The sequence below is a fragment of the Actinomyces sp. Marseille-P3109 genome, from assembly GCF_900323545.1.
Classification (GTDB): Bacteria; Actinomycetota; Actinomycetes; order Actinomycetales; family Actinomycetaceae; genus Actinomyces.
In genome coordinates this window covers 81,257-96,448 of the sequence record NZ_OOHN01000008.1, presented here as the reverse complement: position 1 = coordinate 96,448, position 15,192 = coordinate 81,257, and the positions used below count along the sequence as shown (strand labels likewise).

Here is a 15,192-nt window from a genome sequence, read left to right as displayed (position 1 = left end):
CGAAACATCTTCAGCCCGCCGCAAACTGAGAGCCAGGACACGATCCGTCCGGGTCAAGGCATCCAGCATCAACCAAAAATTCATAGAAGACGCGGAGCCGTGTCGTCTATGAATTTTTGGTCGAAGTGAATGGGCCGATGGGCTCTACGGCCACGGTACGACTGAGAGGTCAACCCTCACCCAAAAGGTGGAGAGGCCGGACGCAATCCGTCCCTTCGACGCATTCCGGCGATATGGCGCCGTTTCTAGGCTCTTTCGCGTCAGCAGGGCAGCCCCGGGCACCGCACGATTCAAGCGACCGGCTCTGCCCGCCACACGAGTCGGCCAACGAGAAGGGTCATGAGATGACGACGCACCCCCAGCCCCCGTCCTTCGGCAACATCGTTCATCCAGCCCCGGTCCCCCAGGTACCGCCGGTCGCCCAGAGAGTACCGGCGGCGCCTGCCACTGCGGCCGCCCCGATGCGCGTCGTCGAGGCCCGCGGCCTGACCAAGGTCTACGGCGAGGGCGAGGCGCAGGTCGTCGCCCTGGACTCGGCGAGCCTCGTGGTGGGACGCGGCGAGTTCGTCGCCATCATGGGCCCCTCCGGCTCGGGCAAGTCCACCCTCCTGCACTGCCTGGCCGGCCTGGACACCCCCACCTCCGGGAACGTCCTCATCGCCGGCCAGGACCTGTCCGGCATGAAGGACAAGCAGCTCACCACCGTGCGCCGCGACCGCCTCGGCTTCATCTTCCAGTCCTTCAACCTGCTGCCCACCCTGACCGCCGAGGAGAACATCCTCCTGCCCCAGCGTCTGGCCCACCGTAGGCCTCAGCAGGACTGGTACGACGCCGTCATCTCCACCCTGGGAATCGCCGACCGTCTGTCCCACCGCCCCCACGAGCTCTCCGGCGGCCAGCAGCAGCGCGTAGCCGTGGCCCGCGCCCTGGTGGGCCGCCCCGAGGTCATCTTCGCCGATGAGCCCACCGGCGCCCTGGACACCGCCTCGGCCGCCTCCCTGCTGGCGACGCTGGCGAACATGTGCGAGCGCCTGGGCCAGACGGTCGTCATGGTCACCCACGACGAGCAGGCCGCGGCCACCACCAACCGCATCATCCGTCTGCGCGACGGGCGCATCACCGGGGTCGAGACCGTGCGCCGCCCGGCCGGCAGTCGCACCGCACCGACCGCCGCGCCCGGCGCCCGTCACGTCGCCGGCCCCTCCCCCGCTGTCGGTCCGGCGGCTGCCGGCCCGATGCCCCGGACGGAGGCCCGCTGATGCCTTCACTGCTCGACGTTCGGCGCACCGCCGCCGCCCTCGTGGCCGTGGCCATGAGCACCGCCCTCATCGCCTTCTCCTTCATCGTCTCCAACTCCTTCCGCACCCAGGTGCAGACCGGCGCACGCCTGTCCGTGGGTGACGCGAGCGTCGTCGTCCAGCGGGCCAGGAGCAGCCATGCCTCCGGGGGCGATCTGGACGATGCCCTCCTCAACCAGGTCTCCGGGTTCGACGGCGTCGCCTCCGTACGAGGCGTCCACTGGGACGTCCTGCACCTCGACCTGCCCAAGCAGCTGCGCAACACTGCCAACATCTCCGTCAGCGCGCAGGACGTTCCGGCCCTCAGCCAGTTCACCACCCTGAGCAGCGGACGCCTGCCCACCGCCACCGGGGAGGTCGCCATCAGCACGGAACTCGCCGAGCAGCGAGGTCTGAGCGTCGGCGACACGATCCGCCTCACCACGGACGACGCCGATGAGAAGGCCGACGCCCCGCACAGCGCACCCACGGTCGTCGGCATCGTCTCGCCCGGACCCGACACCGAGCTGGCGGGAATCGGAACCGTCTACGCCACCACTGACCAGCTCCAGGCGATGGGCGCCAACACCACCTACTACCAGCTCTACGTCACCGCAATGCCGGGAACCGACACGGACGCCTTGACAGCGAAGGTGGAGCAGACGGTTCACGCCGCCCAGCCCCACGCCTTGGTTCAGGACAGGGAGACCGTCATCTCCCAGCGCTCCCAGAACCAGCAGGGCGGCACGATGCTCGCCGGCATCCTCAACGTCCTGGCACCGGTGTGCGCGATGGTCGCCATCATCGTCATCGCCACCACGTTCAGCACCCTTGTGGCACGCCAGACCCGCACGATCGGGCTCATGCGCTGCATCGGCACGAGCCGGAGCCAGGTGATGCTCGCCGTCCTGCGCACCGGGCTCATCACCGGCCTGCTCGGGTCCGTCCTCGGTACGGCCGCCGGGAGCGGGATCGCCGCCGCCGTCATCTCCTCGGGACGGTTCGCGGACCTCAAGGCCAATCAGCTGACCATCTCCCCGGCGTCGCTGGCCCTGACCATCGCCCTGGGCACGCTGGTCACCCTCATCGCGGTCCTGCGTCCGGCCCGCAAGGCCACCCGCATCTCACCGCTCGTGGCGCTCACCGGGCAGGTGGCCAGCGTCAAGCAGACCGGGCGCGCCAGGAGGTGGGCGGCGGCCGCCGGGGTCGTCGTCGCCGGCGCCGGCGCGGCCGTGATCGCCCTCGGTATTCAGGCGTCCGACCTCTATATCACCGCCGGTGGCAGCGCCATCGTCGTCCTCGGCGCGACCCTCGGTCTTCCACTGCTGGTCACCGTCACCATCGGCCTCATCGGCCGAGTCAGCAGCGGCACACGGCTGCCGGTGCTGCACCTGGCCACGCGCAACCTGGCCCGCAACTCGGGACGGTCCGCCGCGGCCGCCGCCACGCTCTTCGTCTGCGTCCTGGTGGGCTCGGGGCTCTTCGTGGGCCTGTCCTCCCTGAACGCTTCCTTCGAGAGCATCCTCGGCCACAGCTCGCCCGTGGACGCCAGGATCTTCGGGGTCACGCCGCAGTCCGATACCGCGCGGCTGACGGCACGGGTCAAGGCGGTCGACGGCGTCAAGGACGTCACCTATGTTCCCTCCCTCGACCTGACCCAGACCGTCGATGGACAGACCGAGGAAACCACCGTGGATGTCATCGATATCGACGCCATCGACCCCATTGTGCGCACAACGAGCGGCCTGGAAGACCTCGATGACGGCACCCTCATCGTGGGCGGCATCTACAGAATCCCGGATGGTTCCAAGGTGACCCTGACCGGCGCCGCCGGCAGCATCGAGCTGACGGCCCGCGTTCGCGAGGGCTGGGGCGGCGTCATCACCCCGGCGGCGGCGCAACGCATCAACGGGGACGCCCCCACCGACACCACCATGTGGGTGCGCTCCACCGGCAGCACCATGACGCCGGCCACCGAGCACGCCCTCCATGCCGCGGTCCGGGGCCAGGAGCTCATGGTGAGCGGGAGCGCGTCCGGCGTCGAGGTGATGTCGGCCCAGATCATGAAGGTGGCCCTCATCGTCTGCCTGGTTCTGGGCGCCGCCCTGGTCATCGCCCTGTCCGGGCTGGTCAACATCACGGATGTCTCGGTTCTGGAGCGGGTTCGCGAGATCGGGGTGCTGCGCGCCACCGGCAGCTCGCGTCAGGAGATCCACCGCCTCATCGTCACCGAGGGGGTCCTCGTGGCGGCCGTGGGAGGGGGCCTGGGGCTCCTCGTCGGGACGGCGCTGGGCGTCTCCGAAACGCTCGCGATGGCCAAGTCCGCCGAGGGCATGACGGTGCACATCCCCTCCCTCGCGCTGATCGGCATGTTCGCCGCGACGCTGGCCGTGGGCCTGGCGGCCTCAGTGCGCCCGGCCGGCCGAGCCGCCTCGGTGCCGCCGGTCAGGGCCCTGTCCGAGGAGTGAGGAGACCGGCGGTGCGGGCTGCTCCAGTGACCGGGATGAGAGGCTCAGGCCCCCTGGGTCTTGTGGACGGCGACGACGAGCTTGAGCCGGGACGGGACGTCGTACTTCTTCATGAGGTGGGAGACGTGAGTCTTGACCGTGGACTCGGCGATGACGAGCTGTTCGGCGATCTCGGCATTGGAGTAGCCATCACACAGCAGGGTCAGGACGGCCTGCTCGGCCTCGGTGACATCGGGGGCCTGGGCCGTCTGCGGGGGCCGCAGGTGGCGAGTGACGAGCCTGGAGGTGGCGGCCGGGGAGATCGTGGTCCCACCGGCGCTGGCGGCGATGACGGCGCGGATGATCTCCTCGGGCGAGGCGTCCTTGAGCAGGAAGCCGTTGGCGTGCTGGGCCAGCGCGGCGACCATCGCCTCGTCGTCGTCGAAGGAGGTGAGCACGACGACGGCGGTGCTGGGCCACTGCTGACGCACCCGGGTGAGGAGCTCCAGGCCGTCCATCTCTGGCATGCGCACGTCGGTGAGCAGGACGTCCACGCGGATCTTGTGGAGGAAGGCCAGGGCGTCGGCGGCGCGTGAGAAGGTGCTGGCCACCTCGATGCGCTCGTCCGAGCTCAGGTAGGCCCGCAGCGCGTGCAGGACGAAGGGGTCGTCGTCGACGATGGCGACGCGCAGGACCTGCGAGGCAGCCGCGGGACCATCAGTAACGTTGGGGACCGTCATGGGAGAATATTATCCGGATCGGTTCAGGGGAAGGTGGCGACGGTGGCCGGCATTCTGGCGAGCCTGATGCAGCCCACGCGGTACACGACGTGGCGGCCGACGTGGCGGCTGCACCTGGCGCACGTCTTCTTGGCCACCATGGTCACCCTCGTCTCACTTACGGCGAGGTGGCCACTGTTCGCCTCCATGCTCCTCTTCGAGATCGTCGGGGGCCTGACGCTGGCGCTGTGCAGCCGCTTCCCGTGGCCGGGGGCCCTGCTCGGCAGCGCGGTGGCCTGGGCCGGCACCGTGATGATGACCGACGCCTCCATCTCCCCGGGCATCATTCCCTGGCTGTGCACGGCGATCCTCGTGGCTCGCGGCTTCTCGCGCATGCCCGCTTACGGTCTGGTGGTCTTCTCGCTGGTGCTCACGATCGCCGACGCTCGGTGGGGTGGGGCGAACGAGGGCTGGATCGATATGCTGATGTGGCAAGGTTTTATCGGGGGCGCGGCCATCACACTGGCCGAGCTCATCCGCAGCCCACGGCACCAGGCCGAACGCTCCCTGTACACCTACCGGGAGAGTATGGAGCGTCAGCGCCTCCTGGTGGTCACCGAGCTGCACGACACCGTGGTGCGCGACCTGACCCACGCGGTCATGACGGCCGAGCAGGCCCGGCTCGCACACCCCGAGGACACGGCACTGGCACCCGAGCTCGATGCGATGACGGCGGCGGTGCGCGCAGCGGTGGAGCAGATGCGGCACGCGCTGCGCGCCATGAGCGACATCCGCGGGGGCGAGCGGCTGGATATCGAGGCGACCTCCGCGCCGCGTCCCCTGGAGGCGGTCATCGCCGACGCCGCGACCACCCTGGGACAGCGGGGGGCGCGCCTGGAGGTGGAGGGCCTGGAACTGCTCGGGATCCCGATGATCCCGCCGGGCGTGCGGCTCCAGCTGCTGCGGGTGCTGGGCGAGCTGGTGACGAACATGTCCAAGTACACGGCCCCGCAGGGGCGGGCCCGTCTGGTCATCGAGTCCGACGGGCGCTCCCTGGAGGCGATGGCGAGCAACGATGTCGGTTTGCCGGGGCAGGCGGACGAGGCGTGGGCGGGTGGCGGCGCACCGGGGAACATCATGTCCGCGTACGGCGCCTTCTCCTCGGGCCTGGGCCTGGAGGGGGCGCGGCGCCGCGTGGAGTCCCTGGGCGGCAGCCTGAGCGTGAGCCAGGGCGAGGGACGCTGGACCGCGATCCTCAGCGTCCCCTTCCAGGCGGTCTTCTGAGGCCGCGCTCGTCGGCGCAGCCACCGTTTCCAGGTGGGGACATTCCTCGCGGCCGGGTGCGAGTGATTTCCAGCGGGGACGAGTCACGCGTCCGGTGGCGCTGTCAGTGCGCGCTGCCGATCTCGACGAGGAGCACCCCGGCCATGATGAGCGCGATTCCAGCCATCATGGTGCGGGTCAGCGGCTCACCGAAGAAGAGCCTTGAGGCGATCGCTGTGACGGCCACTCCCCCAGCCGACCAGACTCCATAGGCGACGCCGAGCGGCATGCCCGCCTTGAGGGTCAGAGTGAGCATGGCGAAGGCCGCGAGGTAGCCGGCCATGACGACGCCGTACCATCGCAGCCCTCTGCCGTCGGATGCGAGCTTGAGCGACAGTGTTCCAGTGGTCTCGGAGGCGATGGCCGCTACAAGGTAGACGCCGCTCATGACGCCTTACCGTCCTTCTGCTGCGCCTCTGCGCGCTGCGCCCCGATCTCGACGAGGAGCACCCCGGCCATGATGAGCGCGATACCGACGGCGACAAGCACCGTCACCGACTCCTCGAAGAGAATCATCGACAGCACGGCGGTCAGTGCCACTCCCAGGGCGCCCCAGAGCCCGTAGGCGACGCCGAGCGGCATGCCCGCCTTGAGCGTCAGTGACAGGAGGACGAAGGCCAGGGCGTACCCGATTCCGACGACGGCGTAGAAGCCCGGCTGGTTCAAGGCCTGGCGCAGGGCGAGGGTCGCCGAGACCTCGGAGACGATGGCGCCTCCGAGCGCCGGCCAGGCGCATACACCGTGACTCGTCGAGCGCAGACGGTCCCCCAGCGCGCCGAGCACCGTCGGGTCGGTGGGCGCGCTTCGGCGGCACGCACTCCCCCACGTCGACGGGCACAGCGCGCCCTTGACCGTCACGAGTGCTTCTCCGCGGTCTCAAGCCGCTGGCAGACCATGGAGCCGAGGGCGAGCGCCGGGATGATCATGAGCAGGGCGTTGGGGCCCCACCACAGCGGGTCGAAGTCACGGTAGAAGGACCAGAAGGAGATCGCCATGAATCCGGCGCAGAAGGTCAGCATGAGCCCGACCGTCAGCACCAGGTCCCCGACCCTGCTGCCCACGCGCGTCAGGTAGGCGCCGAGGAAGACGATCAGGGCGGCGGCAACGTCGAGCGGGAAGAAGGACCAGTTCCAGGCCTGGATCACCTGGTTGGAGTAGTCCTTGAACCGCAGGTGCTCGGGAATGAGATTGAGGAAGACGGCCGCCCAGTAGAGCAGCAGCCCGGCGTCGACCGCTACCAGCAGCCTCTTGTACAAGGGACTCACTCGCCCACTATTTCACCGACACTCTCCGGTGTCGAGACCTCCCGGCCTCTCAGGAACGCCGGCCCAGGACCAGGCTCATGGCCTCGGAGCGGGTGGCGGCGTTGCGCATGATGCCGCGCACGGCGGAGGTGACCGTGTTGGAGCCGGGCTTGCGCACGCCCCGCATGGACATGCACAGGTGCTCGGCCTCGACGACGACGAGCACGCCCCGGCACTCCAGGCGCTCGACGAGGGCGTCGGCGATCTGCCGGGTGAGCCGCTCCTGGACCTGGGGGCGCCGGGCGTAGCCGTCCACGAGGCGCGCCACCTTGGACAGGCCGGTGACTCGGCCGTCGGCGCCGGGGATGTAGCCCACGTGCGCCGCCCCGTGGAAGGGCAGGAGGTGGTGCTCGCACACCGAGTACATGGGGATGTCGCGCACGAGGACCATCTCCTCGTGCCCGACGTCGAAGACCCGCTCGACGTGCTCGGCCGGGTCCTGCCCGAGACCGGCGAACATCTCCGCATAGGCGCGCGCCATACGCTCGGGGGTGTCACGCAGGCCGTCGCGGTCGGGGTCCTCCCCGATGGCGACGAGCAGGTCGCGCACCGCACGGCGCACGCCCTCGGCGTCGTAGCTCATGGTCGGCCTCTGTCTCTCTGCGCCTGCCGGGCCCGCCGGGGCCCGGGTCGGCTTACTGGTTGTAGCCCCAGAAGTCGTCCCCGCTGCGGCCGGCTCCGGACTCGCCGTCGGCGGCGGCAACGGCAGCGGGCGAAACCTCGACGACGGGCAGCGTCTCGTCGCTGCGCCACAGGGGCCGCTCGGGCTGCTTGACGACGTCGGCGAAGATCCTCTCCAGGTCCTTCTCCAGGAGCGTCTCGCGGGTGAGGAGCTCCTCGGCCAGCTCGTCGAGCACGGCACGGTTGCGGGTGAGGATCTCCCAGGCTTCGCGATGGGCGGTGTCCAGCAGGGAGCGGACCTCGGCGTCGACGGTGGCGGCGACCTGCTCGGAGAAGTCGCGGTTGGTGGCGTTGAGCCCCAGAACCGTCTCGTTCTCGGTGGTGCCGAGCTTGACGGCGCCCACCGCGCTGGTCATGCCGTAGTCGGTGACCATCTTGCGGGCCGTGGCGGTGGCCTTCTCGATGTCGTTGGAGGCGCCGGTGGTGGGGTCGCGGAAGATGATCTCCTCAGCGGCCCGCCCACCCATGGCGTAGACGAGCTGGTCGAGCAGCTCGTTGCGGGTGGTGGAGTACTTGTCGTCCTGGGGCATGACCTGCGTGTATCCCAGGGCGCGCCCGCGCGGCAGGATCGTCACCTTGGTGACCGGGTCGGAGTAGGCGCCGGCGGCGGCGCACAGGGCGTGGCCGGCCTCGTGGTAGGCGGTGACGCGCTTCTCGTGGTCGCGCATAACGCGGGTGCGCTTCTGGGGACCTGCGATGACACGGTCGATGGCCTCGTCCAGGGCCCGGTTGTCAATGAGCTGGGCGTTGGAGCGGGCGGTGAGCAGGGCGGCCTCGTTGAGGACGTTGGCCAGGTCCGCGCCGGTGAAGCCGGGGGTGCGCTTGGCCACGAGGTCGAGGTCGACGTCGTCGGTCAAGGGCTTGCCCTTGGCATGGACCCTGAGGATGGCGGCGCGCCCAGCCATGTCGGGGGCCTCGACGCTGACCTGCCGGTCGAAGCGGCCAGGGCGCAGGAGGGCCGGGTCCAGGACGTCGGGGCGGTTGGTGGCGGCGATGAGGATGACGTTGGTGTTGGCGTCGAAGCCGTCCATCTCGACGAGGAGCTGGTTGAGGGTCTGCTCGCGCTCGTCGTGCCCGCCGCCGGTGCCCGAGCCGCGGTGGCGGCCGACGGCGTCGATCTCGTCGACGAAGATGATGGCGGGGGCGTTCTCCTTGGCCTGGTCGAACAGGTCGCGCACGCGCGAGGCGCCGACGCCGACGAACATCTCGACGAACTCGGAGGCGGCCATGGAGAAGAAGGGCACGCCGGCCTCACCGGCGACGGCCTTGGCCAGGAGGGTCTTACCGGTTCCGGGCGGGCCGTAGAGGAGGACGCCCTTGGGGATCTTGGCGCCGACGGCGCGGAACTTGTCCGGCTCGGAGAGGAACTCTCGGATCTCCTCGAGCTCCTCGACGGCCTCGTCCTCGCCGGCGACGTCGTCGAAGGTGACGTCGGGCATCTCCTTGGAGCCGACCTTCGCCTTGGAGCGGCCGAAGCCCATGGCGCCGCCGCGCCCGCCGCCCATGCGGCTCAGGAGCCACCACATGAAGCCGCCCAGCAGGATGGCGGGCACGAGCAGCTGGATGAGCGAGGACCACCAGGTGGTGGTGGGCACCACGGAGTTGTAGCCGTCCTCGGGGGCGGCGGCCTGGACGAGGCGGTCGACCTGCTCGGCCTGGGCGTCGGTGTAGGAGAACCCGACCTTCTTGCCCAGCGGGCGCGCCTCGGAGTCGCCCTTCTTCTTGGGCTGGACGTAGGTGGTGCTCAGGTCGAGCTCGACGCGTTGGGTGCCGTCGATGACGGTGACGGACTCGATCGTGTCCGCCTTGTCGCGCAGGAGGGCCAGGCCGTCGGAGGTGTCGATGGTGCGGTAGCCGAACATCGAGGAGAAGACGGCCCAGCCGAGGACGACGACCAGGAGGAAGGGCACCAGCCACAGGAACGGGTTGCCCAGTGAGTCGCGGAGCTTGCGGTCGCGCTTGCTGCGATCATCCCTTCCGGCCTTGCCCGGCTTCTCCGAGTCCTTGCGGCCGGGCTTACGCCCAGAATCTTTCATCGGCGGTAGGTCCCTTCAACATACTGACTCTCAGACGTTAGCCGATAGCACGGCAAAGGTCCCATTGCGCTTGCTCACGTTCGCGCCGGGCGTGGCCGGGAAGATCTGGGGAAGCGGGCGGGGGCCGGTTCCTGCCAGCGCACCGACGAGCCCTGCGCCGTCTCTCCCTCGTGCTCCGAGGACGCGCCTCGCCGCCCCTCCAGCCCGAGGCCGCACCGTCCGTGTCGACCTGCCAGATCTCCCACGTGCAGGTCACCCCGCGCCCCATGGACGCACCTGGGCACCCCGCCGCCTCGCGGACGCACCCGAGGGCCCGAGGACTGAGGCTCAGGGGCAGTCTGCGGCCCCTATGGTGCGTCCGCGACGACGTCGCAGGTCTCGTCATGTGTTCCAACGGCTCAGTTGCGACGCAAGCGCCGTGCGATCAATCTGCGAGACAGCACACCGATCACCACACCCGCCGCCAGCAACCACCGATCCCGAGCGCTATTGACGGAGAACTCCTCGGCAGCGCTCGTGCGCCGTTCGCTGCTCCGACCACCGTCATCACCTGCCGCAGTGTTATAGCAGCCATCCAGACCGTCCACTAGGACAGACTCGTGACTCACTGCCGGGCGAGCACCCATATCGACGGCATCGGCCACAAGTTCACTTCTTCGCATCCTTCTTCGTTCGATGCGTCGCGAGAGTCGCGCAGATGAGGCCCCGCCAAGGGTAGAGCACGATCAAAGCGCGGAGGGTGCTGTCCTGCTTACCCAGGAGCCCGTCGATTCCTTCACCGAACGCCTGGATTGCGGCACCTACCAAGAAGAGCAAGATCACGGCTGCCACGACATTGTCGCGTATGAGCCTACTTGCTTCCTCATTGACCTTCGCGTCGAACGGACAAGGCTGCTCACGGTAAGCACAGACAAGCTGCAGGAGCGACACAAAGAAGGATGGCCCGAACACTCCCACCACGTGAACCAGGGTGAAGCTGGTCGTGGACGCAATAAGGCATGCCATGGGCAGACCGATGAGGGACCATGCAACGTGTCCCCACTTGCTTCTGACTGCGTTCCTCAGGCGACCGCGCCAATCGGTTGTCTCGGTCATCGTGTTTCCTTTCCCCGCGCTGGTGCACGGATGTTGCAGAGGCGACGATCCAGAACGGACCGTCCATATTCATGGTGCCCGGGGAAGGGAGGGCCACATTCAAGGCGCTGGATCGGACAGACACCTACCGGCAGACGTCGGCACTAAACTGGGACACCCCACGTGGATTCGTGCCGGGTGTTCTCGCAGGATTCCCGGAACCATCACTGGTCCAGAACCCCGCCAGCCAGCCTCAGGAGCAGCAGCGCGTGCAGCACACCCCGACGCCGGGTAGTGATCCACTGGGAAGGGAACCGGCCCCGGCGTGGCCGCCCACAGCACCGCACCTGGAGGCCTTTTCACGAGGCTTGTCATGCGGTGGTTGCCAACAGGGCCGGTGGATTTGCGGAGACCAGTGACCACACAGCGGACATGAACGCTGCCGAGACATCAGGAAACGCGTGAGAACCACAGAATTCCGGGGCTGCCTGCCAGTCGCATGGGATGCGGAGCCGGTCATGTCCGCTGCATGGACACCCAACTACTCCAGCACCGCAGGAGAACGGCCCGTCAAGCCACCAGTCCTTTGAACAGGCCGTCCGAGCCGACGTAGACCGATCCCCACTCACCGTGGACGCCGTCCTCTTCGACGGCACCCAAGGAAACTCATTCACGGAGCGAGGCGGGTGACTGCTGACCTGGGCAAGCGCGGATGGCCGACATGCTTGTGAATAACCTCAAGACGTACGCCCCAGGTGAATTCGTGCCAGGTGACCTCGCAGAAATCCAGCGAGCATCACGCAGCCGAAACGGCTAGACCGCAGGAACCGGCCAGCAGGCGCAAAAAGCGGGCGGCGCCGAAGACTCGGCAGCCGCCCACTCGTCACTTACTCACGAACGGCAGGGCAGTCGGTGAACCAGACGGGGGGGGCGACCCGAGCCGGCCCGCGTAGCCCGCTTCAGCTACGGCGCAGGCGTAGGACGATGAGGCCGCAGGACAGCAGAACGGCCGCCACGGACAGCACGCCGATCGCCACACCGGTCACCGGCAGCCACCGTTCCCGGGTGCTCTGGCCCGGGGACCGCTCAGCGGCACTCGTGTGCTCCTTGCTGTCATGGCTGCCGCTGGCACCCACCACAACCTCGTTGTGGTCGTCATGGCCGGTCCCGCCCGAGGGCTGTGAGCCGGCACTCGAACCGTCCGGCACCGAGCCGCCGTTGGCGGACGGAGCCCCCGCAGCGGGAGCCTGCGCACTCGCCTGAGGCGAGGCCGACGACGAAGCCTCCGAGCCCGGCGTAGCAGCTCCACCGGTACTGCCGTCGGCGCTCTGCGGATCCGGCGTAGCCGCACCCCCATCGGGTGCGGACCACTGCGGGCGAGCCACCAGGGCCACGTCGGCCATCGTCTGCGCGTCCAAGGTCTGCGTCTGGACGCCGCCGGCCGAGGCCCGGACGACCTTGTTGTCCCCGGCATAGATACCGACGTCGTAGACGTTCCCGAAGACCGTCGACTGAGCGGGAGCCGAGCCCGAACCGCTCTGCCCCGCGGGCAGAGGGTCGGAGAAGAAGACGATGTCCCCGGGGTTGATGGCGCCGTTCGTGTTCACCCAGAGGCGCCCCTGGGAGCTGAACCAGCCCGCCAGGTCGTCCGGCTTCCACTGTCCGCCGAGGTCGTACCCGACGTCGGCCCGGTAGCCCACCTGAGTGTTCTGGTCCGCCACATAGGTGGTGTGCGAGTAGTCCCAGCCGGAGAGCACCATGCCGACCAGTGCCGAGGAGGTGATCGCGTAAGGGGCGGAACCGCTGGCGCGCACGTTCGTGCCCGACAGCGGCGTGGGACGGGACGGGGTCACGGTCAGCGACCCTCCGGCGTCGGCGAAGGACTGGGCCCGGGCCACCACGTCATTGGCGGCAGCACCGTCCGAGGCCGCGGTCGGGGCAACCGGGAGGCCGCGCGGCACGGCCCACTGGCCGTCGGCCAGCATGACGGAGGCGGCCCCCAGCGCGCCGGCGGGGCTCGTGCTCTCCACGGTGTAGGTCAGGCCGCCGCCGTCACCAGGCGCCTCATCACCGAGGGTGGTGAGGTTGCCGGAGGCGCCGCTGACCTGCGCCATCTCAGCAACCGTGCCAAAAGTGGTGTCCGCGGCCGGCTCGGCGGCCACCGACACCGTCATGGGCGTGCTCAGCGAGGACGCCAGCACCACCGCACCCGCGAGGCCGACCAGCCTCACGGAGCGTCGACGCACAGCCTTCTTCACCGTCACCAACAGTCCTTCCACATCACCCGCCGGCGTGGGGCATCCACCGGCGACCTACGCTAGTTATCGTAACGTAACGAACATGGCTCCGACTACTCGGAAAAGGGAGAAGTACGCAGCCCACGGCCCTGCGGATCACCTTGGACAGCGACCTTCCGACCGGCCTGTTCCCGATTTTCCCGCTCTATGCCCAGGTTTTATCAAGGTAAACCTGAATCAGTCAGCCTCCATAGACCTCGGGCCGCAGAGTACCGATGAACGGCAGGTTGCGGTACCGCTCGGCATAGTCCAGCCCATAGCCGATGACGAACTCCGTAGGAATATCGAAGCCGACGTACTTGACGTCCACCTCGACCTTGGCAGCGTCGGGTTTGCGCAGAAGTGTGGCGATCTCCACCGAGGCCGCTCCCCGGGAGGAGAGGTTGCCCTGCAGCCAGGACAGGGTCAGGCCGGAGTCGATGATGTCCTCAACGATCAGGATGTTGCGGCCGGTGACATCGGTGTCCAGGTCCTTGAGGATGCGTACCACGCCGGAGGACTTGGTTCCCGAGCCGTAGGAGGACACGGCCATCCAGTCCATCGGCACGCTCATGTGCAGCCGGCGCGACAGGTCCGCCATGACGTAGACGGCGCCCTTGAGCACACCCACGAGCAGGGGGTCGCGCCCCTCGTAGTCGGCGTCGATCTGGGCTGCCATCTCATCGAGGCGCTGCCCGATCTGCTCTTCGGTGATGAGTACCTGCTGAAGGTCCGATCCCATGTCCGTGGCGTCCATCCGCCCTGCCTTCCTCCTGCGTCGTCATGGCTTCGCGGTGGCCGGGAGTTGGGGGACACCGGTCCGCGTCGAAGCCATAAGCCTGCCATACCGGGCCCGACCTGGCACTTCAACCCACGCGGCGCACCCACACGTCGGGGCGGGCGATCTCGGCCGGGGTGGGCAGCAGCGCGGGGTCGGTCCACACGACGTTGAGCCCCTCGTGCCCGATGCGCGCCACGACGCTGCGCACGAAGGCGGCGCCGTCGGCGTACTGGGCCTCCTTGGCGTCCAGGCCCATGAGCCGGTGCAGCAGGAGCGCGCCGAGGCCGGGGCCGGGGCCGATGCCGGCGTCGGCCGCGCGGCTGCGCGAGAGCACCGCCCGCAGCCGGTGGACCGAGGGCATCCGGTTGGGGTGCACGTCGTCCAGGACGACCTCGGCGTGCCCCTCCAAAAAAGTGAGGGCGGCCGCTAAGGAGGCGAGCTCGGAACGATCCCTGATGTTCGTCAGCCCCTCGAGCACTCGGCCCCGACCCGCGCGCGCCGCGAGGCGCACCGCACTCCCCCGTCGCACCCCGGAGCCGCGCTTGTCCGCCACGCTGCCAGCGCCATGAGCACCGCCGTAGACGGCCTCGACGACGGCACCGATGCCCGTGCGCATGGAGTCGGCCAGGTAGGGGCCGAGCCAGGGGGCGGCCACGAGCTGAACGGCGTGCGTCACCTCGTGCAGGCAGACCCAGGCGGGCAGGTCGAGCATGTCCAGGTCCATCTGGCGGCGCATCGCCAGCACGTTGGGCGCCACGAGCAGGAGGTGCGGCGCGACGGCGCCGGGCAGCGCGGTGCTGGACTGCTCGCCACCGGGCCGAACGGCGTCGGACCGGCCCTCGTGCCAGGCCGGGCTGGCGGGCACCACCTGACCCAGGAGCCGGGTGGCGAGCAGGCTCATCGCCCCGGCCACCTCGGCGGCCCCGACGAGCCGGACCGCCTCCGAAGCCGGCGGAGCAGGCACCTGCTCCATGAGGCCGCGCAGCGCCCGGGTGGAGACGCGTACCAACCCGGCCCGGTCGACGACGCTCACGGGCACCGTGTCCGCGACCCGCTGGGCCGCCCGGTTCAGGCCGGTGATCCGGGCGACCCATGCCGGGGCCTCCTGGGCGGAGCGGCGCAGGACGGCCACCGTGCTGGCGCGCGTCGAGCGCGAGGCGCTGGGGCCGGCGGGGATCAGCGCCGCCAGGCGCTCCACCGTCTGCCAGTCGACCAGCCCCGCCGCCGTGCCGTTGGTCGTCACCGCCATGCCTTTCTCACGGGAATCACCGGTA

Annotated in this window: 13 protein-coding genes; 3 read left to right on the top strand and 10 right to left on the bottom strand. The window is 69.2% G+C overall.

Annotated elements, in window-relative coordinates; translation table 11 throughout:
* Window positions 1–461 precede the first annotated feature (461 nt).
* On the top strand, window positions 462–1,259 hold the full coding sequence (locus BQ8008_RS00575) for an ABC transporter ATP-binding protein (RefSeq protein WP_108834514.1): 798 nt from the start codon (window positions 462–464) through the stop codon (window positions 1,257–1,259).
* Window positions 1,259–3,745 carry an FtsX-like permease family protein gene (locus BQ8008_RS00570; RefSeq protein WP_108832363.1) on the top strand — a complete coding sequence of 829 codons (2,487 nt, stop codon included), beginning with the start codon at window positions 1,259–1,261 and terminating at the stop codon, window positions 3,743–3,745. The genes BQ8008_RS00575 and BQ8008_RS00570 overlap by 1 nt, the downstream gene beginning before the upstream one ends.
* A gap of 44 nt (window positions 3,746–3,789) precedes the next feature.
* Here BQ8008_RS00570 and BQ8008_RS00565 read toward each other — a convergent pair whose 3' ends face one another.
* Window positions 3,790–4,464: a response regulator gene (locus tag BQ8008_RS00565; protein WP_108832362.1), complete on the bottom strand. Its 675-nt coding sequence runs from the start codon at window positions 4,462–4,464 to the stop codon at window positions 3,790–3,792.
* 42 nt (window positions 4,465–4,506) lie between these two features.
* Between BQ8008_RS00565 and BQ8008_RS00560 the strand changes: the two genes are divergently transcribed.
* Window positions 4,507–5,727, top strand: coding sequence for a sensor histidine kinase (locus BQ8008_RS00560; protein ID WP_108832361.1), 1,221 nt, complete (start codon window positions 4,507–4,509; stop codon window positions 5,725–5,727).
* Window positions 5,728–5,830: 103 nt separating this feature from the next.
* On the opposite strand, the gene BQ8008_RS00555 is transcribed toward BQ8008_RS00560, so the two are convergent.
* The 9 genes from BQ8008_RS00555 to BQ8008_RS00515 form a co-directional block, all read right to left on the bottom strand.
* Window positions 5,831–6,154, bottom strand: coding sequence for a DMT family transporter (locus tag BQ8008_RS00555; RefSeq protein WP_108832360.1), 324 nt, complete (start codon window positions 6,152–6,154; stop codon window positions 5,831–5,833).
* Window positions 6,151–6,624, bottom strand: coding sequence for an SMR family transporter (locus tag BQ8008_RS00550; protein ID WP_199907905.1), 474 nt, complete (start codon window positions 6,622–6,624; stop codon window positions 6,151–6,153). The genes BQ8008_RS00555 and BQ8008_RS00550 overlap by 4 nt, the downstream gene beginning before the upstream one ends.
* Complete coding sequence (locus tag BQ8008_RS00545) at window positions 6,621–7,031, bottom strand: YvaD family protein (protein ID WP_108832359.1); 411 nt, start codon at window positions 7,029–7,031, stop codon at window positions 6,621–6,623. The genes BQ8008_RS00550 and BQ8008_RS00545 overlap by 4 nt, the downstream gene beginning before the upstream one ends.
* A gap of 49 nt (window positions 7,032–7,080) precedes the next feature.
* Entirely contained in the window at window positions 7,081–7,653 is a 573-nt protein-coding gene (gene folE, locus BQ8008_RS00540) for a GTP cyclohydrolase I FolE (RefSeq protein ID WP_009747140.1), read from the bottom strand.
* 52 nt (window positions 7,654–7,705) lie between these two features.
* A complete protein-coding gene (gene ftsH / locus BQ8008_RS00535) occupies window positions 7,706–9,787 on the bottom strand; it encodes an ATP-dependent zinc metalloprotease FtsH (protein WP_108832358.1) in 2,082 nt (693 codons plus the stop codon).
* 648 nt (window positions 9,788–10,435) lie between these two features.
* Window positions 10,436–10,882, bottom strand: a complete 447-nt coding sequence (locus BQ8008_RS00530) for a hypothetical protein (protein ID WP_108832357.1) — start codon at window positions 10,880–10,882, stop codon at window positions 10,436–10,438.
* A 938-nt stretch (window positions 10,883–11,820) separates the two neighbouring features.
* The gene (locus BQ8008_RS00525; protein WP_108832356.1) at window positions 11,821–13,125 is read right to left on the bottom strand and encodes a hypothetical protein; all 1,305 of its coding nucleotides are present in this window, start codon (window positions 13,123–13,125) and stop codon (window positions 11,821–11,823) included.
* 214 nt (window positions 13,126–13,339) lie between these two features.
* Window positions 13,340–13,894 (bottom strand): hypoxanthine phosphoribosyltransferase, encoded by a 555-nt coding sequence (gene hpt, locus BQ8008_RS00520; RefSeq protein WP_108832355.1) that lies wholly within the window; start codon window positions 13,892–13,894, stop codon window positions 13,340–13,342.
* Between the two features lie 109 nt (window positions 13,895–14,003).
* Window positions 14,004–15,167: a zinc-dependent metalloprotease gene (locus BQ8008_RS00515; RefSeq protein WP_108832354.1), complete on the bottom strand. Its 1,164-nt coding sequence runs from the start codon at window positions 15,165–15,167 to the stop codon at window positions 14,004–14,006.
* Window positions 15,168–15,192: the final 25 nt, after the last annotated feature.